We start from the raw sequence: 20986 nt of genomic DNA on the forward strand, positions 1-20986 counted from the left end.
CCCCCCGCGCTCAGTAGATGTTGGACGGGCGGACCATGCCCTCGGCCAGGTCCCCGAAGCCGGGCGCGTGGATAGCGCCGGGATTGCCGACGACCTCCTCCACGATCGCGGTCTCGGTGGTGATGAGCAGCGCCGCGATGGACGCGGCGCTCTCGAGCGCGGCGCGCGTGACCTTGAGGGGGTCGACGATGCCCTCGTCGAACATGTCGCCGTACTCACCGGTCAGGGCGTCGAAGCCGTGCCCCGACGGCAGGCCCGCGACGACCTCGACGACCTCGTCACCGTCGAAGCCGGCATTGACCGCGATCCACCGCAGCGGCTCGGGCAGGGCCCGCCGCACGACGTCCCGGCCGATGGCCTCGTCTCCGGGCAACTCGAGATCGGCCAGCGCGCGGTGCGCCTGACCGAGCGCGGTGCCGCCGCCGGCGACGATGCCGTCCTCGAGGGCGGCCCGGGTGGCGGCGAGGGCGTCCTCGACGCGCAGCATGCGCTCCTTGAGTTCGACGCTCGTGGCGCCGCCCACCCGGATGACCGCGACCCGCCCGGTGAGCCGGGCGATGCGCAGCTGGAGGCTGTCCTGGTCGGCGTCGATCCGGGCGCGGTCCAGCTGCGTCTCGAGCTGCGCGATCCGGGCCTCGAGCAGCTTCGCGTCGCCGTGGCCGCCGACGATGGTGGTCTCGTTCTCGGTGACGGTGATGCGGTCGCAGGACCCGAGATGCTCGCGTGTCACCTCGGACAGCTCGACGCCGGTGTCCTTGGCGATCACGTGCCCGCCCAGCGCCACCGCGAGGTCCTGCAACTCGGCGACCCGCCGGTGACCGAATCCGGGCGCGCGTACGACGACGGACTGCATCGTCTTGTGCATGTTGCCGCCGACGAGGAGCTGCAGGGCGGGGCCGTCGACGTCCTCGGCGAGCACGACGAGGGGCCGGTCGGCGCGTTTGGCGGCCTCGATGCTCGGCATGATGTCCTGCACCTGGCTGATCTTCTTGTTGGTGAGCAGGATCAGCGGATTGTCGTGGACCGCTTCCATGCGTTCCGGGTCGGTGACCATGTAGCCGGAGATGTAGCCGTGGTCGAATTCGATGCCGTCGACGACGCTCACCGACATCCCGAGGGTGTCGCTCTCCTCGGTGGTGACGATGCCGGACCTGCCGACGTACGAGACGGCCTCGGCGATGGCCTCGCCGATGGACTCGTCGTCGCTGGCGGCCAGCGTCGCGACGCGCCGCAGGTCCGCGCGGTCCTCCACCGGCACGGACCGGTCGCGCAGCGCCTCGACGACGACGGGAACGGTGCGTTCGATGCCGCGGCGCACCCGCATCGGGTTCGCGCCGGCGTCGACGGCGCGCAGGCCCTCGCGGACCATGGCCTGCGCGAGCACCGTCGCGGTGGTGGTGCCGTCACCGACCACGCCGTTGGTCTTCATCGCCACTTCCTTGACCAGCTGCGCACCCATGTTGGCGAACGGGTCCCGCAGCTGGATCTCCCGGGCGATCGTGACGCCGTCGTTGGTGATGGTGGGTGGGCCGGTGAGCTTTTCGAGCACCGCGTTGCGGCCCTTCGGACCGAGCGTCACCTTGACCGCGTCGGCGAGGGCGTTGACGCCGTACTCGAGCAGGGTGCGTGCTTCCTGAGCGAACCGCAGATCCTTTGCCATGACTGGGTTTCCTTTCGTGCCGACCGGTGGATGCGGTTCAGGGGACCAGGATCGCGCGGCCGCGGACCCGTCCCGCGTCGAGGTCTTCGATCGCCTGCTGGAACTGCTCGAGCGGGTACTTGGTCGTGTGCAGCGCGACCTTGCCCTGCGCGGCGAGGACCATGAGCTCCTGCAGGTCGTTGTAGGAGCCGACGAGGTTGCCGACGAAGTTGATCTCGGTGGAGATCACGTCGATCGTGGGCACGTCGATGTTCTCGCCGTAGCCGACGACGTAGTAGTTGCCGGCGCGGCGCAGCATCGCGACACCGTCCTTCGTGGCGCCGCCCTCCCCGACGAAGTCCACGACGGCTTCGGCGCCGCGCCCGCCGGTCAGTTCCAGGATCTGCTGCACGTGGGTGCCGTCGGCGACGATGCCGTGGTCGGCGCCGATCTCGACGGCCAGGGCGACCGCGGCCGGATTGCGGTCCACCACGATCAGGGTGGCCGCGGAGATCGCCTTGAGCACCTGGATGCCGATGTGGCCGAGACCGCCGGCGCCGATCATGACGCACACGTCGCCGGGCCGCGTCGCACGCGCCGCCTTCGCGACGGCGTGGTAGGCCGTGAGCCCGGCGTCGGCGAGCGCCGCGACGTCGGACGGCTCGAGCGAGTCGTCGATCCGGACCACGCTGCGCGCGGTGGTGCGCAGGTACTCGGCGTAGCCGCCGTGGGTGTCGATGCCGGGGAACTGGCTGTTCTCGCAGTGCACGTCGTCGCCGAACCGGCACGCGCGGCAGAGCCCGCACGTGATGAGGGGGTGGAGGATGACCTTGTCACCGACGGCGACGTTGGTGACCGCGTCGCCGACGGCATGCACCCAGCCGGCGTTCTCGTGGCCGATGGTGTACGGCAGGACGACGCCGCTCTTCTCGGCCCACTGCCCCTCGAGGATGTGGATGTCGGTGCGGCACACCCCCGCCCCGCCGATGCGGACGATGACGTCGAGCGGGCCTTCGACCTTCGGCTCGGGGATGTCGTCGAGTTGAAGCTTGGTGTGGTAACCCACGACCTGCACGGCCTTCATGACACTCTCCTGACGATTTCGGAACAACGGACGTCGGCGACCCGGGGCGCTGCCGATTCGCCGTCGTCGGCGTACCGGGTGGCCAGCAGGCCCCGGCAGAAATGCGCGTTCCCCTCCATGGAGATCCGCACGGACTTCGCGAAACGCAGCCGCATCGGCACCGCCTCGTGGGGGATCGGCCGCCCGTCGTCGTCGACGAACACCCGGCCGGCCGGGCACAGGCTCAGGCCGATGTCGAACCGTCGCCGCATCAGCGCCGACTTGTGCCGGCCCGGCGGCAGGTCGCTCAGGGTGAGCGACGGGATGTCGTCGACGGTGAGGGACGAGTGCTGCAACAGGGATTCGAGGCAGCGCTCCAGCGCGGCGAGGTGCGCCTTGCGCCGGAACGTGCGGCGCAGCTCGTCGAGGTTCTCCTCCGCCTCGGACCCGAAGGTGCCCCGGTAGCCGGCGTCGGCGGCGAGCCCCGCGTTGATCTTGGCGCTGTCGTGGTGGTCGTCCAGCAGGATCCGCACCTCGCCGATGCCCTCGATCGCGCGCAGCGCGTCCTGGGCGTCGGAGGCCATGAGGTACGCGAAGTTCGGTGAACAGAACGCGGTGGGCAGCCGCAGGTGCACGGTGACCCCGTCGTCGTCGAGCACCACCGACCGCACGAAACCGAGATCGGTGATCGGCTCGTCCAGTTCGGGGTCGACCACGGTGCCGAGCGCGGCGAGCACATCGCTGCCCGACACCGGTGCGGCCGTCACGACGACACCGCCTCTCGAGCTCCCGCCGCCACCTCCACGCCCTCCTGTCCGGCGGGCTCGGGCAGCCGCAGGTGTTCCGGAACGTCGATGTCGTAGAGCGCCGCGGCGTTGAGACCGAGGATCTTCTTCTTCTGCTCGATCGTGATCGGCGCGTATTCGGTCATGTCCTCGGGGATCTGGAAGTCCACGAACTTCTCGATCAGCCACTTCGGTGTCCACAGCGCGTAGTCGCTGGAGAACAGGATCTTGTCCTCGCCGAGCCAGTAGAGCAGTTCGCCGATGATCTGGGCGAAGTACCGGGGGCGGGTGTGGATGAACGGAATCGCCACGGCCAGACCGCCGTACACGTTCGATTCCTGGGTCGCGATCCAGCAGAAGTCCTCGAGCCGGGGCAGGCCCACGTGCTCGACGACGAACCGCAGCTCGAGGTAGTCGGTGGCGACCTTGTCCACGTCGGCGACGTCGAAGGCGTCCCGGTCGAGCGGGCGGATGGTCGGGCCCTTGTGCACGTGGATGTTCTTGATGCCCAGCTCGATGCACTCCTCGAGGTAACGCCTCGACCACGGGTCGTCGAGCTTGTATCCGCGGGAGTCACCGTGCCATTCGGCGGTGTACAGCTTGACGCCCTGAAGGTTCATCCGCTCGGCGTCCCGGCGCAGCTGCTCGAGTCCGGCCTCGCCGTGGCGGGGGTCGTAGGCATGGTTGTAGGTGAGCTTGTCCGGGTGCTTGCGGGTGAGCTCGAACGCCTCCTCGGTCTGCCCGAACCCGTTGTGGTAGAATTCGCTCAGCAGGGTGGCCTGGAAGATCGCATGATCCACGTGCCCGTCCACGAAGAGGTCCTTCATGAGGCGTTCGCCACCGTAGTAGGTGTAGGTGTCGTAGTCCCACACCTCCTCCTCGGGGCTGAGGTTCTTGTGGTAGTCGTAGAAGCAGTCGATGAACTGCCGTCCGTGCACGTTCTTCTGGTTCGACTCGCGGCCGTCCCAGATGTGCACGTGGCCGTCCACGATGAAGTACTGCTGGCCGTCCTTCTCGTACATCGCTTCCCTCGTTCTGTCGTGTGCCGGTGGTGGATCGGGAGCCGTCCGGGCCCGGCGGGCGGGCCCGGACGGCTGCGGTCAGTGCGCCGTGAGATCGAATCCGATGTACTCGGCGGCGTCCTCGGGACTGGCGAAGAGCATGGTCTTGTCGTCGAGATGCACCATGCGCCCGTAGTGGGTGGAGCTGATCTCCTCGAAGATCGATCCGTCGAAGTCCTCACCGAGGGCGTCGGTGAGCTCGGCGTAGTCGAATTCGAGGCGGTTCACGCCGTCGACGCGGATCATCGACGGGTACTCCGTCAGCTCCACTCCCTCCTTGGCGCCCATGACGTCGGCGACGACGCGTCCGATCGGGGTGTTCATCAGGGTGACGCCACACATGTTGGAGAACTCGGTGGCCGATCCGAATTGCATGCTCACTGGTCCAACTCCTTCGGGATGTCGAGCCCGAGATCCTCGAGCAGGGAACGGAACTTCGCCTCGGCGGCGTCGAGGCTGGAGGCGAACGTGACCGCCTTGTCCGCCGGCTGGGACCAGATCGGCTGCAGGGCGCGGGCCGCGTCGAGGCAGCGCGGCACCCACGTCGCCAGCCATGTCCCGAACAACTCCTTGTTCGACTCCCCGTGCTGCTCGTCGCGGACGAGCATCCGGAAGAGGTTGCGCGTGTAGGCGAGATCCCGGTCGTAGTCGTGCTCTCCGGTGCCGACGATCGTCGGCGTGATGTAGTCGCCGTTGCGGGCGGCGATCTGCATGATCAGTTCGGTGCGGAACAGCGAGCCGACGAGCTGCTCGAAGACGATGTTGGTGGCGAAGAGCAGCTCGCACCAGTCCGGCACCGCGGTCAGCCGCTCGACGACCTCGCGGGTGGGCTGCCATTCCGGTGCGGACTGCCAGACCTCCCGGTGGGCGGCCCCCTCGAACGGGATCCCGGCCTCGGACAGGTCGAGGTTGAACAGCGCCAGGTCCTGCGCGAACCGCATCTTGTGCGCCGCGTTGACCGCCACCGCGGTGTTGATCATGTTCGTGGGGCCGGAGCGCTGGATGGAGGTGAACACGTGCAGCGCCAGACCGTTCTCCGCGTGCATCCAGGCGCCGAGATTGCGCTCGATGAACTTCAGCCACGGAGTGTTCCAGCCGTCGTAGGCGCGGGCACGCTTGGCGTTCTGCAGGCACAGGTCCACCTGGCGCACGACCGCCGCGTTGTTGCGGTAGATCGTCTGGTCCCATTCCTCGTTGGGGTCGAGGAAGGCGTGCCAGTTCGACGACTTCGCGGTCGTCCATTCCTTGGGGTATCCGCCCGGCCCGTCGCCGAAGCCGTAGATCCAGCCCTGCGACAGGTGCCGTTCGGGATCGGGCTGCACGTCGACGGTGACGTCCTCGTACATCGTCGAGCGCTTCTTGGCGGGCGTGTAGTAGGTGAAGGTGCGGCTGCGGGAGCTGGGGAACTCCAGCGCGCCGGCCTCGGAGTCGGTGAACTCGATCTTCGGGAAACTGCGTTGCTTGGACTCGGTGGTTGCGGTCATCTCGTATCTCACTTCTGTCGGTGAAGGAGCGGTGTGGTTTCCTACGGCGCCTACTCGAAGGCCGGGCTGGTGAACTTGTCGTAGAAGATCTGGTCCTTCGGGGTGTTGTGCACCTCGAGCAGTTCCAGAGCCGCGTCGACCATGGGCGGTGGCCCGCACAGGTAGACCTCGCACCGGTGGATCTCCGGTTCGCGGCGGCCCACGACGTCGGTGACGTTGCCCTCCTCGACGTCCGGCAGGCCGGACGGTGCCGGCTCCGACGACTCCGAGAGGCAGGGCGTGAACACGAAGTCCGTCAGCGTCTTTCCCAGTTCGAGGATCTCGTCGAGGTAGAACAGATCGGCCGGCGTGCGGGCACCGTAGTAGAACCGGACGGGTCGCGTGCTGCCGGTCTCGCTCAGGTGCCGCAGGAGCGAGAGGATCGGGGCCATGCCGGCGCCGCCGCCGACGAAGACGATCGGCAGGACGTGACCGTCCTTGATGGTGAAGGATCCGTAGGGCCCGGTGAGCGCGATCTCGTCGCCCACCGCGATACCGTCCTCGAGCAGGCCGGCGAACTTTCCGCCGGGGTACTTCTTGACGAGGAACTCGACGTGTCCCGGCGTCGATCGGGTCGTCGCCATGGAGAACGACCGATGTTCCTCGGTTCCCGGTATCTGCAGGTCCGAGTACTGACCCGGTTTGAAGTCGTACTCCGTGGGTTCGACGGGCTGCAGTTGCAGCGACACGATGTCCTTGGTCATCGGCTCGATCGCGGTGATCCGGGTGCGCACCTCCTGGATGGGGATACCACCCAGGAGTTCGTCCTCGTCGAAGTTGAGCAGTTCGATGGTGCAGTCGCTGTAGGCCGTCGAACGGCAGAGCAGCACGTGCCCCTCGTCGGTCTCGGCGTCGTTGCAGGCGAACGTCGAGTAGTCCTCCATCTGGATGTCGCCGTCGAGGACGAAGGACTTGCAGGCCGAGCAGCGACCCTCGCGGCAGCCGTGCATCAGGTGGATGCCCTGCCGGAAGGCGGCGTCGAGGATGTACTCGTCCTCGCCGACCTCCATCTCGATGTCGACGGGCTCGAAGTTGATACGGTGCGTGTCGGCCACGGGGGTGTCTCCTGGGCTCGTGAATTTCTGTGCTGGTGGTGTCGGCGGGCGGCGCCGGATGTGGTGCGGCGCCGCCCGCCGGGCCCGGTGTCAGAGCGGCGTGGCGCCGGCGCGGTACTCCGCGATGTGCGCTGCGCGCTCCTCGTCCGTCATCTGGTTCAGCAGGACGTTCGGGCTCTGGAAGGTGTTGCCCCGCACGTCGTCGAGGGTCCACATCTTCTTCGGGTCGAGATCGAGGTGCGGCTGGCCGACGAGGGTCTTGCCGTCGTCGCGCACATACCCGAGGTCCTGCACGATGTCGGCGAGATCCTTGTCGTGGTGCAGGGTCTCCCATTCCCGGAAACCGGTGAGACGGCCCATGTTCGGCGTGGGCCGGCCCTCGTACTCACCGCGGAAGGCGACCGCGTCGGTCCAGTAGCACGTCTCCGAGCAGTAGGTCCGCCACTGGTCGTCGACCTTCTCCACGACCATGTCCTCGCGGACCAGGGCCGGCACCATGCAGGTCCAGCAGCGGTGCGGGTACTGGTATCCGACTTCCTCGAACGCGATCGGCTTGTTGCGGCCGGGGTAGGCGAGGCGGTTGTAGTTCTCCCACCACTTGCCGAACTTGGAGTACCAGCCGGGGTACTTCTCCTCGAACCACTCGAAGTCCGCGTCGGTCATGGCGTCGATCCGCCAGTAGTTCACCGGCCAGCCCGTGGCGAAGAACCGGGCCACCTCGTGGACGTAACCCTTCTCGGTGATGCGCTTCCACGCCTCCTCGACGAGATCGTGCGGAATGGTGAGCCCGTACTTCTCGAGGGGGAGCAGGTAGCTGCGGTAGTAGTCGTCGTAGATCCACCGCCGCCACATCTCGGCGTAGCTCTCGCGGTCCTTGCGGCGGTCCTTGGTGCCGTATTCGATGAACGTGCCGATCGCGGCGTCGACCACGCAGTGGTTGTTCCACCAGGCGTAGCGCAGGTCGCGTTCGAGCAGCGGCCGGTTCCGCTCGTCGGCCAGGGCCATGAGCAGGATCGAGTAGCCGTTGGAGATGTGGCGCGACTCGTCGGACTGCACCGAGTGGAACACGGTGGGCAGCAGGTAGTCACCGTTGGCGGCGGCCTCGTCGGGCATCGCCACGAACAGGGTGTTCGTGAAGGCGGTCTCCGCGACCACGGTCAGGTAGATGTTGGCCGCGGTGATCGCGTCACCGGTGATGAAGCCCTCCCCGAACTGCCGGCCGATGGTGCCCGCGTAGTTGTTCGCGAACGCCTTCTCGGTCATGTCGAACCCGGCGGGATCGATGTAGTTGTTCATGTAGAGCTTCTTGAGGTTCATCTGGATCGTCGAGTGCCGGACCTCGTCGATCATCTGCACCGCGAGACCGTTGTGGATCTCGGGGTTGGGCACCGCGTCGATGGCCATCGGCATCGCGCGGGCCGCGGAGATCTCCGGGAACGGGATGATCGAGAGGAACAGCTTCTGCCACTCCAGCCAGCGCTGCTGGACCTGGCGGAACATGTTGCCGCGGATCGCGCCGTCCATCGCGCCGTAGACCCGGTTGTCCTTCTCCTCCTCCATGGGGAAGTAGGACCGCATGATCTGCTTGAGAGGGTCCTTCTTGGGGGCCTTCTCGAACGTGTAGTCGGTGCCGAAGCGGGTGGCCGGCGTCGCGAACGTCGGTTCCCACGTCAGCTCGGTGATCTTTGCATGGGCCTTGGTCAGGCTCTGCCTACTCAATGTGCGCCTCCTGGATCGGGAGCCGGCTCTGTGCCAGCCGTGGACGGTGGGGTGTGGGTGCCGATACAACCCCGGTGTGCAACCCCGATCTGTCTCAATGTGAGACTCAGGTCACAATCGATGTGATTACCTTTGCTCTTGCGAGATCCGAGGAGAAGGTGGCGTGACAACTCCGGACGACCGGGAGATCGAGGTGGGTGAACACAACCGGAGCGGGTCCCGGGACGGGCATTCGCTTCAGGAATCGGGCGAATCGGTCCGTGCGGGCGACTTCCCCGATCTCGGCGATCGGCGGGTCCGCAACTGGCTGCGGGTGTCCTGGGTGCGTTCCCGGGAGGCCAAGGTCGACGCCGATCGCCCGGCCGCGGACTACGTCGAAGCCCTTCCCACCGACACCGTCCTCACCCGGGCGGCCCGGCCGGTGCTGCGCGCGTTGGCGGCGGAGATCGAGAACGAACCGGTGAGCCTGATCCTCACCGACGGCAAGGGCACCGTGCTCAGCCGTTACGGCGGCGACCGTCGCCTGCTCGGCGCGCTGGACCGGGTCCACCTCGCACCGGGGTTCCGGTACTCCGAGTCCCAGGTCGGCACCAACGGCATCGGCACCGCGCTCGAGGTCGGCGCGCCGCTGCTCATCCGGGGCGACGAGCACTACAGCGGGCATCTGCGCAAGTTCTCCTGCGCGGGCGCACTCGTGACCCATCCCGTCACCGGGGCCCTGCTCGGCGTGGTGGACCTGACCACCGAGGCCGAGAACACGAACTCGCTGCTGCTCTCGTTCGCCAAGCTCGCCGCCACCCGCATCCGGGAGCGGATCCTCGAGGACGCCAACGAGCTGGACCGGGCGCTGCTGCACGACTACCACGCGGCATGCCAGCACTCGGGCCGTCCGGTCATCGCGATCGGCGACGAGGTCCTGATGATGAACGCCCTCACCCAGCAGCGGTTCGACTCGCGCGACCAGGCCGCGATCATCGACCGGACCCGCGACGCGCGGGGACGGCACGAGCCGTTCACCCTGCTCGCCGACCTGCCGAGCGGGACCACGGCCCGGCTGTCCTACCAGCCCACCTTCGTCGACGACCGGCTCGCCGGCGGGGTCGTGCGGATCAAGGAACAGGTCGCCCGGAGCCGGTCCACCCGGGCCGTCGCCCCACCCGCGCCGCGCGCCCTGGCCGGCCGCAGCGCCCAGTGGCAGCGCACCGTCGAAGGCGTCGTCGAGGCGTGCCGGCGCGGCGAATGGCTCGTCCTCGACGGTGAGCCGGGCGTCGGGAAGGCCGCCCTGATCCAGGCGGCGCACGACCACGTCCGGTCCGGGCACGCCCTGACGGTCCTCGACGCGGTCCAGCTCGACGGCGACGAGCTGCCCGAACGCGCGGCTGCGACCCTCGACGACGGTGGCGACCTCGCCGTGCTGCACGCCCACGTCCTCGGCGACGACCAGTTCGCGGCGCTCGAGTCGTTCCTGCAGGCCGTCGCCCAGGACACGCGCGCGCCCGCGCCGTGGGTCGCCCTGACCATGCAGCCGCCGCAGGGGCAGAGCGACACCCACGCGCTGCTCCGCCTCTTCCCGAAGACGATCTCCGTTCCCCCGCTGCGGCATCGACTCGAGGACGTGCCCGACCTGGTCCGGTTCCTGCTCGACGCCGCCGGCGCCTCCGGCCTCACGCTCTCCCCGGCCGCGGCGAACCAGCTCATGCGGCTGTCGTGGAGCGGCAACGTGACCCATCTGCGCGGCGTCCTCGACGAGCTCTGCCGGCGGCGGCGATCCGGGACCGTCGAGCCGGCCGACCTGCCCGCCGAGTGCCGGGCGACGACCCGCCGGAGTCTGACCCGGCTCGAGTCCCTCGAGCGGGACGCGATCGTGGAGGCGCTGGCGCTGCACGGCGGCGACAAGGTGGCCGCCGCGAAGGCCCTCGGCATGTCGCGGGCGACGATCTACCGCAAGATCCGAGAATTCGGCATCACCCTCTGATTCCGAGTGTGCGTGTCAAATTGAGACGACGGGACACTGCTCCGCACGAAACACTGCTGAGCGCAGAGACGTTCACCCCACCGGGGTGACCAGACAGGAGTGATCGATGACCGACCACAACGGACTCACCACCGCTGCCGGCGCACCTGTGCCGGACAACCAGAACAGTCTCACGGCCGGGGCCCGCGGACCCATGCTCCTCCAGGACGTGTGGTTCCTCGAGAAGCTCGCGCACTTCGACCGTGAGGTGATCCCCGAACGGCGCATGCATGCAAAGGGTTCCGGTGCGTTCGGCACCTTCCGCGTCACCCACGACATCACGCGGCACACCCGGGCCGCGCTGTTCTCCGAGATCGGCAAGCAGACCGAGGTGTTCGTCCGGTTCTCCACCGTCGCCGGCGAGCGCGGCGCCGCCGACGCGGAACGCGACATCCGCGGCTTCGCCGTCCGCTTCTACACCGAGGAGGGCAACTGGGACATCGTCGGCAACAACACCCCGGTGTTCTTCTTCCGCGATCCGCTCAAGTTCCCCGACCTCAACCATGCCGTGAAGCGCGATCCGCGGACCAACCTTCGCGACCCCGAGAACAACTGGGACTTCTGGACCAATCTGCCGGAAGCCCTGCACCAGATCACGATCGTGATGTCCGACCGCGGCATCCCCGACGGCTACCGGCACATGCACGGATTCGGTTCGCACACTTTCTCGTTCGTCGATGCCGCGGGCGCCCGGTCGTGGGTGAAGTTCCACTTCCGCACCCAGCAGGGCATCCGGAACCTCACCGACGAGGAGGCTGCGGCCGTGATCGCCGGCGACCGCGAATCCGCCCAGCGGGACCTGTACGAGGCGATCGAGGCCGGGAACCACCCGAAATGGACGCTGTACGTGCAGATCATGCCCGAGGCCGACGCGGCGACCTACCGCTACCACCCGTTCGACCTGACCAAGGTGTGGTCCAAGAAGGACTATCCGCTCCTCGAGGTGGGGGAGCTGGAGCTGAACCGCAACCCGGACAACTACCACGCCGACGTCGAGCAGGCCGCGTTCTCCCCTGCGAACGTCGTCCCGGGCATCGGGTTCTCGCCCGACCGGATGCTGCAGGGCCGGCTCTTCTCGTACGGGGACGCCGCACGCTACCGGCTCGGCGTCAACCACCACCAGATCCCGGTGAACTGCCCCCGGGCCGCCGCCCACGTGAACTCCTTCCACCGCGACGGCGCGATGCGGGTGGACGGCAACCAGGGCAGCGTCCCGAGCATCGAGCCGAACTCGTACGGCCGATTCCAGGAGCAACGCGGGTACGCCGACCCGGCGCTGACCGTCGGTGCCGTCGCGGACCGGTTCGACTACCGCGCAGACGACGACAACTATTTCGAGCAGCCCGGGATCCTGTTCCGCGCCATGACCGCCGAGCAGCAGACCGTGCTGTTCGAGAACACCGCGCGCGCGATCACCGGGGCATCGGTGACGACGATCGAACGGCACATCGCCAACTGCACGCAGGCCGATCCGGCCTACGGTGAGGGAGTTCGCAAGGCCTGCGAGGCACTGGGGGCGTTGTGAGCGACCGGTGATCCGTCCGGCAGCCGCGCAACCCTCGGTCGTTCGCCGCGTCGAGTGCCCACGCGGCCGACCGGCGGGCGCGCGGCTGCCGGCCCGGGCGGCTCAGCCCAGCCAGTCCAGCACCGCGGCCGCGGTCCACGACTGCTGCATGCTGCCGAGCGGCTCGCCGGTGAACGGCTCGTAGTACTCCGCGAACGAGCCGTCGCTCGCCTGCCGCAAGCCCTCCGCTCGCAGCAGATGGGCGCGCTCCGCCCAGCCGCGGCGGGCGAACGTCCACGAGAACAGCCACGTCATCACCGGCCACACCGGTCCCCGCCAGTACTCGCGCGGACGGAAGTCCCGGGAGACGGGGGACGTCGAAGGTGGCACGGCGTAGCGCAGGTCGGGGTGCCCGCAGAACTTCGGGCCCTCGAAGGTGCGCAACAGGGCCCGTTCGGTGCCGCGGGGCAGACCCCCGCACAGCAACGGCGCGAACATCGCGATCGTGTCGGTGGCCATCCAGCGGCCGCTGCGCAGGTCGAAGTCCTTGGCGGCGCCGGTACGCGGATCGGTGGTGTCGAGCACGCCGCGACGGAACCGGTCCGCGTACTCGTGCAGCTCACGCACGTCCGCATTCGGGCGCGAATGCTCCTCCCCGATGACGGCGAGCACCTCGCACGCCAGCGCGAACACGGCACTGACGAACACGTCCTCGACGGCGAAGCTCATGGCCGTGGCCAGGGCGTCGTCGTCGTAGCGCACCTCCTTCATCTCCTCGAGCAGCCACAGGTAGCGGGCGTACTCGGCGTCGGTGGGCCGCTGACTCGCGTCGCCGACATGGGCGAGGTCCTCGCGCCGGAACGTCGGCACCGCCCCCGCGACGACGTTGGCGTACGCCGCGTCCCACCGGGGCGAGTTGTCCATGCCGGATTCCCAGCCGTGGTAGAGCGCGATGCGGCCGTTGCCGTCGAGGTCGCGGGCCCGGGCCAGCCACCGGTGCCAGCGCACCAGGTCGGGCCAGCGACGGTCCAGGAACTCCTCGGCGACGGCACGGGTGGTGCGCCCGTGCCGTCGGCTGTGGTCGAGGATCCGCTGCACCGCGATGGCGTGCACGGGTGGCTGGGTGATGCCGGAGGTCTGCGGCCCCTGCGGGGCAGCGGCGGCCAGGTCGGTGCAGGCCCACCGCGCCGGTCCCGGAAAGTAGCCGTCCACCCCGCTCGCGAACACGATGTGCGGGATCATGCCGTTTCGCCACTGCGCGGAGAGCAGGGTGTCGAGTTCGACGACGGCCCGCTCGACGCTCAACGGGGCCAGCCCCACCGCGACGAACGCCGCGTCCCAGCTCCACATGTGCGGGTACAGCTTCGGGGCGGCGCTGGTCATCGTGCCGAGGTCGTTGCCGCGCAGCAGATAGGCAGCCCGCGCGGCGAGCTGGGTGTGGGTGAATCCGCGGTCCGGCATCGCATCATTGTGCGACCGCCCGGCCCTCGGCGCGCGTCGGGGCGCGGTCCCGGACGCCGAGCGGACACCACCCGTTGGCCCGGGCGGTACCGGACCGTCACCTGTACCGGGTGGACTGGCCGGTGGACATTCGTCCGTTCACCACGGATCGTCGGGCACGTTCCTGCCCGTGAAGGGATTTCGAGACAATGGCTTCAGTGACCTTCGACCACGCCACCCGGCACTACGCGGGGGCCGAGTCCCCGGCAGTGGATGCGCTGGACCTGCGCATCGCCGACGGCGAGTTCCTCGTCCTCGTCGGCCCCTCCGGGTGTGGCAAGTCGACCTCGCTGCGGATGCTCGCCGGGCTCGAGGACGTCGACTCCGGGCGGCTGCTCATCGGCGCCGGCGACGTCACCGACGTCGAACCGCGCCACCGCGACATCGCGATGGTGTTCCAGAACTACGCCCTGTACCCGCACATGAGCGTCGCGGAGAACATGGGCTTCGCGCTGAAGATCGCCGGGGTCCCGAAGGACGAGCGCGTCGCCCGCGTGCGGGAGGCCGCGGCGATGCTCGATCTCACGGCCTACCTGGACCGCAAGCCGAAGGCCCTGTCGGGCGGGCAGCGGCAGCGGGTGGCGATGGGCCGGGCCATCGTGCGCAGCCCGCAGGTTTTCCTGATGGACGAACCGCTGTCCAACCTCGACGCGAAGCTGCGCGTGCAGACCCGTAACCAGATTGCGCGCCTGACCCGGCGGCTCGGCGTGACCACGGTGTACGTCACGCACGACCAGGTCGAGGCCATGACCATGGGGGACCGGGTCGCCGTGCTCGACGGAGGCCGGCTCCAGCAGGTGGACACGCCGCGGGCGCTGTACGACCGGCCGGCGAACGCCTTCGTCGCCGGCTTCATCGGCTCTCCGGCGATGAGCCTGTTCGAGGCGCCGATCGCCGACGGCGGGGTGCGGATCGGCGGGCACCTCGTGCCCGTGCCGCGGCACGTGCTCGCCGCCGCGCGGGGTGCCACGGTGACGATCGGCCTTCGCCCGGAGCACCTGGCGTTGTCCGCGGGCGACTCCGGATTCGACGTGACCGTCGACATGGTCGAGGAACTCGGGGCGGACGCCTACGTCTACGGTGGCGCCGCGGTCGAGGGCGACCGCCGCGATGTGGTGTTCCGCACCGACGGACACAACCCGCCGCCGGCGGGCACGGTGGTGCGACTGCAACCGGACCCGGCGCGGGTGCACGTGTTCGACGCCGAAACCGGTATGCGGTTGAGCGCCTGACTCGTGCGGTGGCGGAGCAGGAACGGGCTCGCTCCGCCACCGGTTCGGTCCGCTCAGTTCGGGCAGACGAGGTCGTTCAGGTCCGCGATCGAGCGTCCCGCCAGGGTGGGCCACAGGGTGTGCCCCGGGTTCTCGGGCAGCGGAACCACGTTCGGTACCCCCAGCGTCACGACGCCGGCGGCGCGGGCCGACGCCAGTCCCGGCAACGAGTCCTCGATCGCGACGATGCGTGCGGGGTCGAGCGGTGCGCCCAGGTCGTCACCGAGCGCCTCGACGGCCCGCAGGTACGGCTCGGGGTGAGGCTTGCCGTTGCTCACCATGTCGCCGGTGACCAGGAACCGGAACGTGCCGGTGGGCAGCAGGCGGTCGATCTCGTCGGCGAGGGGCCGTTCGCTCATCGTGACGAGCGCGCACGGCACATCCGCCGCGGCGAGCTCGCCGAGCAGTTCCCGCGCACCCGGCCGCCACGGGACCGCCTGCCGCACCTGGGTCACGACCGAGTCGACGAGCCCGTCGACGATGGCGCGGACGGGCAGGTCCGCCCCGGCACGTTGCAGCACCCGGGCGGTCTCGGGCAGCGCGCAGCCGACGAGTTCGGCTGCCTGCCCGTCGCTCCACGGGATCGAGAACGCGGCCAGTAGTTCCCGCTCGGCGCGGAACCAGTAGGGCTCGGTGTCGACGAGGGTGCCATCCATGTCCCAGAGCACCGCGTGGACGGCGGGGGATGTGTGCATTCGGGGCTACTCCTGATCCGGGTTCGGGGTGGGCGGTACGCGGACGACCTGGACCCGGATTCCGCGGGTGCGCAGAGCGTCGACGAAGTGGGCCGGTGCGGCGTCGTCGACGATCGCGTCGTCGATCGCGTCCCAGCCGGCGACGAGATGGAAGGATCGGCGGCCGATCTTTCCGGAATCGAGCAGCAGGACGCGCCGGTCGGCGACGCGCAGCATCTCGGCCTTGAGCGAGACGATCGAATCCTCCTGGTGGTACAGCCCGTCCGCGTCCGCGGTGGTGGTGGACAGGAACAGGGTGTCCACCCGCACGCCGCGGACGGCGGCGAGCGCTCCGGCGCCCAGGAACGACTCGTGCCCGACGTCGTATGTGCCGCCGAGAGCCACGGTCTCGACAGCGGCGTGACGGGCGAGGGCGGCGAGGCCCGGCAGATAGTTGGTGACCACCCGCAGGTCTTCGGCACCAGCCAGGTGGTCGATCATCGTCGCGACGGTGGTCGAGTCGTCGAGCATGATCGACGTGCCGGGGGCGACGGTCTGCGCCGCGGCGGCGCCGAGCGCCAGTTTCTGCGGCAGCGCGAGGCGGCGCCGGACCGCCGCGGCGATCTCGTAGGTGCCGGTGCGCTCGATGCTGACACCGCCGCGGAACTTGCGGACGACGCCGCGGCGCTGCAGTTCGTCGAGGTCGCGGTGCACCGTCATCAGCGACACACCGAACCGCTCGGCAAGGGCCTGGGCCGTGGCACGTTCGTCCGCCAGCAGCGATTCGAGGATCGCGTCGAGCCTTTCCTGGCGGGGGTTGCGGCTCGCTCTGGACATCGCGCATCACCTCCTCTCGTTCTGATGATCGACACGGACTTTATATCACCAGTCGTGTTATTAACTCCGCGTGAACGGACCGGGAAATGATGGCCGACGGGCCACCAACCGCAAGCAACCCGGACGGGAACCCTCCCCGACTTGGAGATCCAAAAACATTGCTTTGCAGATTTTTTCGCGCACTTTTGGATTCCGCGACCGCGTACCGGAGACCTTCCGGCCCGTTTTGACCGGGCGCCGGAACCGGTGCCACCATCGTCCCGGCCGCTTCGGTTCTTAACTACTCGATGTTATTTCGACAAGGACGGTGGACGTGTCCGTGACACTGACCCGGCGCGAGACGGACCCGGCGGTCCGCTCCCCGGACATCCCGGCCTCGGCACCTCGGCCGGGCCGCACCCGGCGCAGGCGCCGCGAGCGACTGTTGTTCGCGCTGTTCGCGCTGCCCAACCTCGCGCTGATCGTCGTATTCGCCTACTGGCCGATCGTCGGCAACGCCTATCTGAGCCTGACCCGGTGGGACATGATCGCCCCGCAACCGTTGTTCGTCGGTCTCGACAACTACCTCGCTCTGTTCACCGACCCCGCGTTCCTGCGGGTGCTCCGGTTGACCGGCATCTGGGTGGTCTGCGTGGTCGGCACCAGCCTGTGCGGAGGACTGGCGCTCGGCCTGCTGTTCAACGTGCGCCTGCCCGGCCGCGGCGCCGTCACCGCACTGGCGTTCTCCCCGCACATCCTCTCCGGGGCCGCCGTCGCCGCGATCTGGCTGTTCATGTTCGACCCCAACTACGGTCTGTCCCGCGTCCTGTTCTCCGTCGTCGGCGCGGACTCTCCGCACTGGACGACGTCCGGGCGGTGGGCCCTGCCGGCCCTGATCATCGTCGCGGTGTGGAAGGGTGTCGGCTTCGTCGCCATCGTCTACCTCGCTGCCCTGCAGTCCATTCCGTCCGAAGTACTCGAGGCGGCCCGGCTCGACGGCGCCGGCCGGTGGCAGTCGCTGCGGCACATCGTCCTTCCGCTGCTCTCACCCACGACGTTCTTCCTGCTCGTCACCCAGGTCATCGCCGCATTCCAGTCGTTCGACCTGATCGCGATGATGACCGGAGGCGGGCCGGCCGGCGCCACGACGACCCTCAGCTGGTTCATCTACCAGCAGGGATTCCGCGAGTTCGACGCCGGGTCGGCCGCGGCCGGCTCGATGATCATGTTCGTGGTGCTGATGGCGACGACGGTGTTCCAGATGCGCTACGTCGAGAAGAAGGTGCACTACTGATGGCCACCCTCGTTCCCCGCCGCATCGCGCGACTGCGGTCGCTGCCCGCGCTCGTCGTGACGGGCCTGGTGTTCGCCGCTCCCTTCCTGTGGATGCTCAGCTCGGCCTTCAAGCCGGAGGCCGAGATCTACCGGTGGCCGCTGCAGTGGCTCCCGAGCGAGTTCGTCCTCGACAACTTCGCCCGCGCCTGGGAGGCCGCCCCGTTCGACCGGTTCCTGATCAACTCGCTCGTCGTCACCGCCGTCGGCGCCACGCTCAAGGTGGTCCTGGCCGTCTTCGGCGCCTACGCGTTCGCGTTCCTGTCCTTCCCCGGACGGAACCTGCTCTTCGTGGCGGTGCTCGGTGCGTTGATGGTACCCGGCCACGTGACCCTGCTGATCAACTACATCACCGTCGGCAACCTCGGTTTGATCAACACCTATGCCGGCATCGTATTACCTGGGCTGGCAAGTGCGTTCGGAACCTTCCTGCTGCGTCAGCATTTCCGCGGGATCGCCCCGGAGGTCCTCGAGGCCGCTGAGCTCGACGGCGCCGGGCACCTGCGCCGGCTGGTGCACTTCGTGCTGCCCATGTCGCTGCCGGCGGTGATCACCGTCGCACTGATCGCCGTCATCGACGAGTGGAACGACTTCATCTGGCCGCTACTGGTGACCAATTCCGTGCAGATGCGCACGCTGCCGATCGGCCTGATGTATCTGAAGGAGACCGAAGGCGTCGACCAGTGGGGCTCGATCATGGCCGGCACCACGTTCGTCGTCGTGCCGATGCTGCTGCTGTTCCTGCTCGCCCAGCGCTACATCATCAGCGGAATGGCCGGCGCCGCCGTCCGCCGCTGACCTCACCCTTCTTCCGCATCACGAAAACCCCTCCAGGAGAGATCATGTCCCCGATTTCCCGCCCCTCGCCGCTCACCTCGGCACGCCTGAGCCGGCGCCGGTTCCTCACCGTCGCCGCGATGGCCTCCGCCGCCGTGCCGATCCTGTCGGCCTGCGGAAGCCCCACTGCCGGATCCTCGGCCTCGTTCGGCCAACCCGAGGTCGCACCGCCGGCCGAATACGCCGGCCGCACCAACGTGGTGATGTGGAGTCCGTGGACCGGCAACAACGGCGACCGGCTCGCCACGATCATCAAGGACTTCAACGACTCCCAGTCCGAGATCTACGCCGAGATCCAGACGTTCAACGGCTACGACGGGGTGTCCGAGAAGCTCGCCGCGGGCCTGCAGGCCAGGCAGATTCCCGACATCGCCGTGTTCTCCGATGTGCACTGGAACATCTTCTTCCTCAACGGCAGCCTCGAACCCCTCGACGGATACTTCACCGACGACTTCGGACCCGCCACCTTCCACACGCGGTTGTTCGACGAGGGCGTCGTGCGCGGACAGTCGTTCTGGGTGCCCTACGGCCGCTCGACACCGCTGTTCTACTACAACAAGGAGGTCTTCGCCGCGGCCGGTCTGCCCGACCGGGCACCGGCCACCTGGGAGGAGTTCCGCGGTTGGGGCAAGGAGATCACCGGTCGCGACTACCGGGGCAACCGACTGCAGATGCGCGCCTATACCGGCACCGACGACTGGTACTTCCAGGGCCTGCTGTGGAACTTCGGCGGCGGCATCTCCGAGGGTCTCGACGTGGTGCTCGACACGCCGGAGAGCATCACGGCCGCCGAGTTCGACCGTGCGATCGTCAACGACGACCGGATCGGCTACCTCGCGCAGAGCATGAACAACGACTTCACCAACGGTCTCGTCGCCACGATCACCAACTCCACCGGCTCGCTCACCGGCCTGATCTCCGGGGCGGACTTCGAGGTGGGCGCCGGCTTCCTGCCCACGGCCACCACCACCGGGGTACCCACCGGCGGCGGCGGACTGTCGATCATGAAACATTCCGCCCCCGAACGGAAGGAGGCTGCCGCGAAGGTCCTCGCATACCTGTCCCGGCCGCAACCGTCGGCCGACTGGACCGTCGGCACCGGCTACCTCCCGGCGACGATCGGCGCGGCCGAATCCGCCACCGTGCAGCAGCGCATGGCCGAGAATCCGTACTACCGGCTCGCCGTCGAACAACTCGACATCGCCCGGCAGCCCGACGCCGTTCGCCGCTACGTCTCGAGCGCCATAGTCGAGATGCGCACCGCCATCCAGAAGCTCTACACCGAGAACGCCGACGCGGCGACGACCCTGCGGCAGACCGCCGAGAAGCTGCGCGTCGAGGCCGACATCCTTCGCCCCCGGTACGAGGAGATGGTCGCCTGATGCCCGCGCCCGAACCCGCCCGCCCCTTCACGATCGTCGGGCATCGCGGCGCGATGGCGCACGCCCCCGAGAACAGTGTCGAGTCGTTCCTGCTCGCCGAGGAACTCGGCGCCGACGAGATCGAGCTCGACGTCCGCCTCACCGCCGACGGCGCCGCGATCGTGCTGCACGACGCGACGCTGGACCGGGTCGCCGCCGACGAGTCGGGGCGTGGTCTCGGCCCGGTCGCGGACCTGGACCTCGACCGGCTGCGCGCCGTGCAGCTCGACTCCGGGCATCCGGTCCTCACGTTCGACGAGGCGCTCGACGCCACCACGGTGACCCTGCAGGTCGAGATCAAGACACCCGCCGTGGTGCCCGAGGTGGCACGCATCGTCGCCGCCCGGCCCGCCGACACCGCCCGTGTCCGCTTCACCAGCTTTCGACCGGAGGACCTGCGGCTGCTGGCCGAGCATGCCCCGACCGTGCCGCGCGGGCTGATCACGCTCGGCTACCCGGACGCGCAGCGGCATCCGGGCGGGATCGAGGCCGTGCTGGCCGAGACCGGGTGCAGCGCCTTCTTCTGCGGCTGGGACGGCCTGACCGCCGCCCTGGTCGACCGCGTCCGGGGCCTGGGCTACGAGATGCACGGCTGGCCGCTGCGAGGACCGGAGGACGTGGGGCGCGCACTCGCCTTCGGCCTGGACGGCGGCACCGCCGACGACCCGGGCGCGGCCCGGTACTGGCTCGCGGCGGCACTCGTTTCCCGACCGGTCGGGTGACGCGGGCCGACGGTGGTGTTTTCCGCCGGCCCGCGCAGGCCATACCGTGG

Annotated in this window: 18 protein-coding genes; 7 read left to right on the forward strand and 11 right to left on the reverse strand. The window is 68.8% G+C overall.

The window, feature by feature from the left end:
* Nucleotides 1–10: 10 nt before the first annotated feature.
* The 8 genes from groL to ACWPQI_RS24550 form a co-directional block, all read right to left on the reverse strand.
* Nucleotides 11–1660, reverse strand: a complete 1650-nt coding sequence (gene groL, locus ACWPQI_RS24515) for a chaperonin GroEL (RefSeq protein ID WP_010596319.1) — start codon at nucleotides 1658–1660, stop codon at nucleotides 11–13.
* 37 nt (nucleotides 1661–1697) lie between these two features.
* Nucleotides 1698–2723: an NAD(P)-dependent alcohol dehydrogenase gene (locus ACWPQI_RS24520; RefSeq protein ID WP_010596320.1), complete on the reverse strand. Its 1026-nt coding sequence runs from the start codon at nucleotides 2721–2723 to the stop codon at nucleotides 1698–1700.
* On the reverse strand, nucleotides 2720–3469 hold the full coding sequence (locus ACWPQI_RS24525; RefSeq protein WP_010596321.1) for an iron-sulfur cluster assembly protein: 750 nt from the start codon (nucleotides 3467–3469) through the stop codon (nucleotides 2720–2722). The genes ACWPQI_RS24520 and ACWPQI_RS24525 overlap by 4 nt, the downstream gene beginning before the upstream one ends.
* A complete protein-coding gene (locus ACWPQI_RS24530) occupies nucleotides 3466–4509 on the reverse strand; it encodes an amidohydrolase family protein (protein ID WP_010596322.1) in 1044 nt (347 codons plus the stop codon). Before ACWPQI_RS24530 ends, ACWPQI_RS24525 begins: the two co-directional genes overlap by 4 nt.
* Nucleotides 4510–4587: 78 nt before the next feature.
* Nucleotides 4588–4923 (reverse strand): propane 2-monooxygenase effector subunit MimD, encoded by a 336-nt coding sequence (mimD, locus tag ACWPQI_RS24535; protein ID WP_085997962.1) that lies wholly within the window; start codon nucleotides 4921–4923, stop codon nucleotides 4588–4590.
* Between the two features lie 2 nt (nucleotides 4924–4925).
* Nucleotides 4926–6032 carry an aromatic/alkene monooxygenase hydroxylase subunit beta gene (locus ACWPQI_RS24540; protein ID WP_040273022.1) on the reverse strand — a complete coding sequence of 369 codons (1107 nt, stop codon included), beginning with the start codon at nucleotides 6030–6032 and terminating at the stop codon, nucleotides 4926–4928.
* Between the two features lie 50 nt (nucleotides 6033–6082).
* Complete coding sequence (locus ACWPQI_RS24545) at nucleotides 6083–7126, reverse strand: 2Fe-2S iron-sulfur cluster-binding protein (protein ID WP_304434009.1); 1044 nt, start codon at nucleotides 7124–7126, stop codon at nucleotides 6083–6085.
* Between the two features lie 90 nt (nucleotides 7127–7216).
* Nucleotides 7217–8845 carry a ferritin family protein gene (locus tag ACWPQI_RS24550; protein ID WP_010596327.1) on the reverse strand — a complete coding sequence of 543 codons (1629 nt, stop codon included), beginning with the start codon at nucleotides 8843–8845 and terminating at the stop codon, nucleotides 7217–7219.
* 163 nt (nucleotides 8846–9008) lie between these two features.
* Here ACWPQI_RS24550 and ACWPQI_RS24555 point away from each other — a divergent pair, with 163 nt between their 5' ends.
* Nucleotides 9009–10820: a sigma-54-dependent Fis family transcriptional regulator gene (locus ACWPQI_RS24555; protein ID WP_010596328.1), complete on the forward strand. Its 1812-nt coding sequence runs from the start codon at nucleotides 9009–9011 to the stop codon at nucleotides 10818–10820.
* A 106-nt stretch (nucleotides 10821–10926) separates the two neighbouring features.
* A complete protein-coding gene (locus tag ACWPQI_RS24560; protein ID WP_048771197.1) occupies nucleotides 10927–12384 on the forward strand; it encodes a catalase in 1458 nt (485 codons plus the stop codon).
* A gap of 102 nt (nucleotides 12385–12486) precedes the next feature.
* Here ACWPQI_RS24560 and ggh read toward each other — a convergent pair whose 3' ends face one another.
* Nucleotides 12487–13824, reverse strand: coding sequence for a glucosylglycerate hydrolase (gene ggh / locus ACWPQI_RS24565; RefSeq protein WP_017681895.1), 1338 nt, complete (start codon nucleotides 13822–13824; stop codon nucleotides 12487–12489).
* Nucleotides 13825–14012: 188 nt separating this feature from the next.
* Between ggh and ACWPQI_RS24570 the strand changes: the two genes are divergently transcribed.
* Nucleotides 14013–15095 carry an ABC transporter ATP-binding protein gene (locus tag ACWPQI_RS24570; RefSeq protein ID WP_040273054.1) on the forward strand — a complete coding sequence of 361 codons (1083 nt, stop codon included), beginning with the start codon at nucleotides 14013–14015 and terminating at the stop codon, nucleotides 15093–15095.
* Nucleotides 15096–15148: 53 nt separating this feature from the next.
* Here ACWPQI_RS24570 and ACWPQI_RS24575 read toward each other — a convergent pair whose 3' ends face one another.
* On the reverse strand, nucleotides 15149–15829 hold the full coding sequence (locus tag ACWPQI_RS24575) for an HAD family hydrolase (RefSeq protein ID WP_017681897.1): 681 nt from the start codon (nucleotides 15827–15829) through the stop codon (nucleotides 15149–15151).
* A gap of 6 nt (nucleotides 15830–15835) precedes the next feature.
* Nucleotides 15836–16645 (reverse strand): DeoR/GlpR family DNA-binding transcription regulator, encoded by an 810-nt coding sequence (locus tag ACWPQI_RS24580; RefSeq protein ID WP_017681898.1) that lies wholly within the window; start codon nucleotides 16643–16645, stop codon nucleotides 15836–15838.
* A gap of 313 nt (nucleotides 16646–16958) precedes the next feature.
* Between ACWPQI_RS24580 and ACWPQI_RS24585 the strand changes: the two genes are divergently transcribed.
* The 4 genes from ACWPQI_RS24585 to ACWPQI_RS24600 are packed head-to-tail and all read left to right on the forward strand — an operon-like array spanning nucleotide 16959 to nucleotide 20936.
* Nucleotides 16959–17918 carry a carbohydrate ABC transporter permease gene (locus tag ACWPQI_RS24585; RefSeq protein WP_026138035.1) on the forward strand — a complete coding sequence of 320 codons (960 nt, stop codon included), beginning with the start codon at nucleotides 16959–16961 and terminating at the stop codon, nucleotides 17916–17918.
* The gene (locus tag ACWPQI_RS24590; protein ID WP_059174568.1) at nucleotides 17918–18754 is read left to right on the forward strand and encodes a carbohydrate ABC transporter permease; all 837 of its coding nucleotides are present in this window, start codon (nucleotides 17918–17920) and stop codon (nucleotides 18752–18754) included. Before ACWPQI_RS24585 ends, ACWPQI_RS24590 begins: the two co-directional genes overlap by 1 nt.
* A 44-nt stretch (nucleotides 18755–18798) precedes the next feature.
* On the forward strand, nucleotides 18799–20175 hold the full coding sequence (locus tag ACWPQI_RS24595) for an ABC transporter substrate-binding protein (RefSeq protein WP_017681901.1): 1377 nt from the start codon (nucleotides 18799–18801) through the stop codon (nucleotides 20173–20175).
* Nucleotides 20175–20936, forward strand: a complete 762-nt coding sequence (locus ACWPQI_RS24600; protein ID WP_017681902.1) for a glycerophosphodiester phosphodiesterase — start codon at nucleotides 20175–20177, stop codon at nucleotides 20934–20936. Before ACWPQI_RS24595 ends, ACWPQI_RS24600 begins: the two co-directional genes overlap by 1 nt.
* Nucleotides 20937–20986: the final 50 nt, after the last annotated feature.

This window comes from Rhodococcus sp. LMD, assembly GCF_056108245.1.

Coding starts and splice junctions, on each gene's coding strand:
- groL (WP_010596319.1), bottom strand. CDS start 1,660: ATGGCAAAGGATCTGCGGTTCGCTCAGGAAGCACGCACCCTGCTCGAG.
- ACWPQI_RS24520 (WP_010596320.1), bottom strand. CDS start 2,723: ATGAAGGCCGTGCAGGTCGTGGGTTACCACACCAAGCTTCAACTCGAC.
- ACWPQI_RS24530 (WP_010596322.1), bottom strand. CDS start 4,509: ATGTACGAGAAGGACGGCCAGCAGTACTTCATCGTGGACGGCCACGTG.
- mimD (WP_085997962.1), bottom strand. CDS start 4,923: ATGCAATTCGGATCGGCCACCGAGTTCTCCAACATGTGTGGCGTCACC.
- ACWPQI_RS24540 (WP_040273022.1), bottom strand. CDS start 6,032: ATGACCGCAACCACCGAGTCCAAGCAACGCAGTTTCCCGAAGATCGAG.
- ACWPQI_RS24560 (WP_048771197.1), top strand. CDS start 10,927: ATGACCGACCACAACGGACTCACCACCGCTGCCGGCGCACCTGTGCCG.
- ggh (WP_017681895.1), bottom strand. CDS start 13,824: ATGCCGGACCGCGGATTCACCCACACCCAGCTCGCCGCGCGGGCTGCC.
- ACWPQI_RS24570 (WP_040273054.1), top strand. CDS start 14,013: ATGGCTTCAGTGACCTTCGACCACGCCACCCGGCACTACGCGGGGGCC.
- ACWPQI_RS24575 (WP_017681897.1), bottom strand. CDS start 15,829: ATGCACACATCCCCCGCCGTCCACGCGGTGCTCTGGGACATGGATGGC.
- ACWPQI_RS24580 (WP_017681898.1), bottom strand. CDS start 16,645: ATGTCCAGAGCGAGCCGCAACCCCCGCCAGGAAAGGCTCGACGCGATC.
- ACWPQI_RS24590 (WP_059174568.1), top strand. CDS start 17,918: ATGGCCACCCTCGTTCCCCGCCGCATCGCGCGACTGCGGTCGCTGCCC.
- ACWPQI_RS24595 (WP_017681901.1), top strand. CDS start 18,799: ATGTCCCCGATTTCCCGCCCCTCGCCGCTCACCTCGGCACGCCTGAGC.
- ACWPQI_RS24600 (WP_017681902.1), top strand. CDS start 20,175: ATGCCCGCGCCCGAACCCGCCCGCCCCTTCACGATCGTCGGGCATCGC.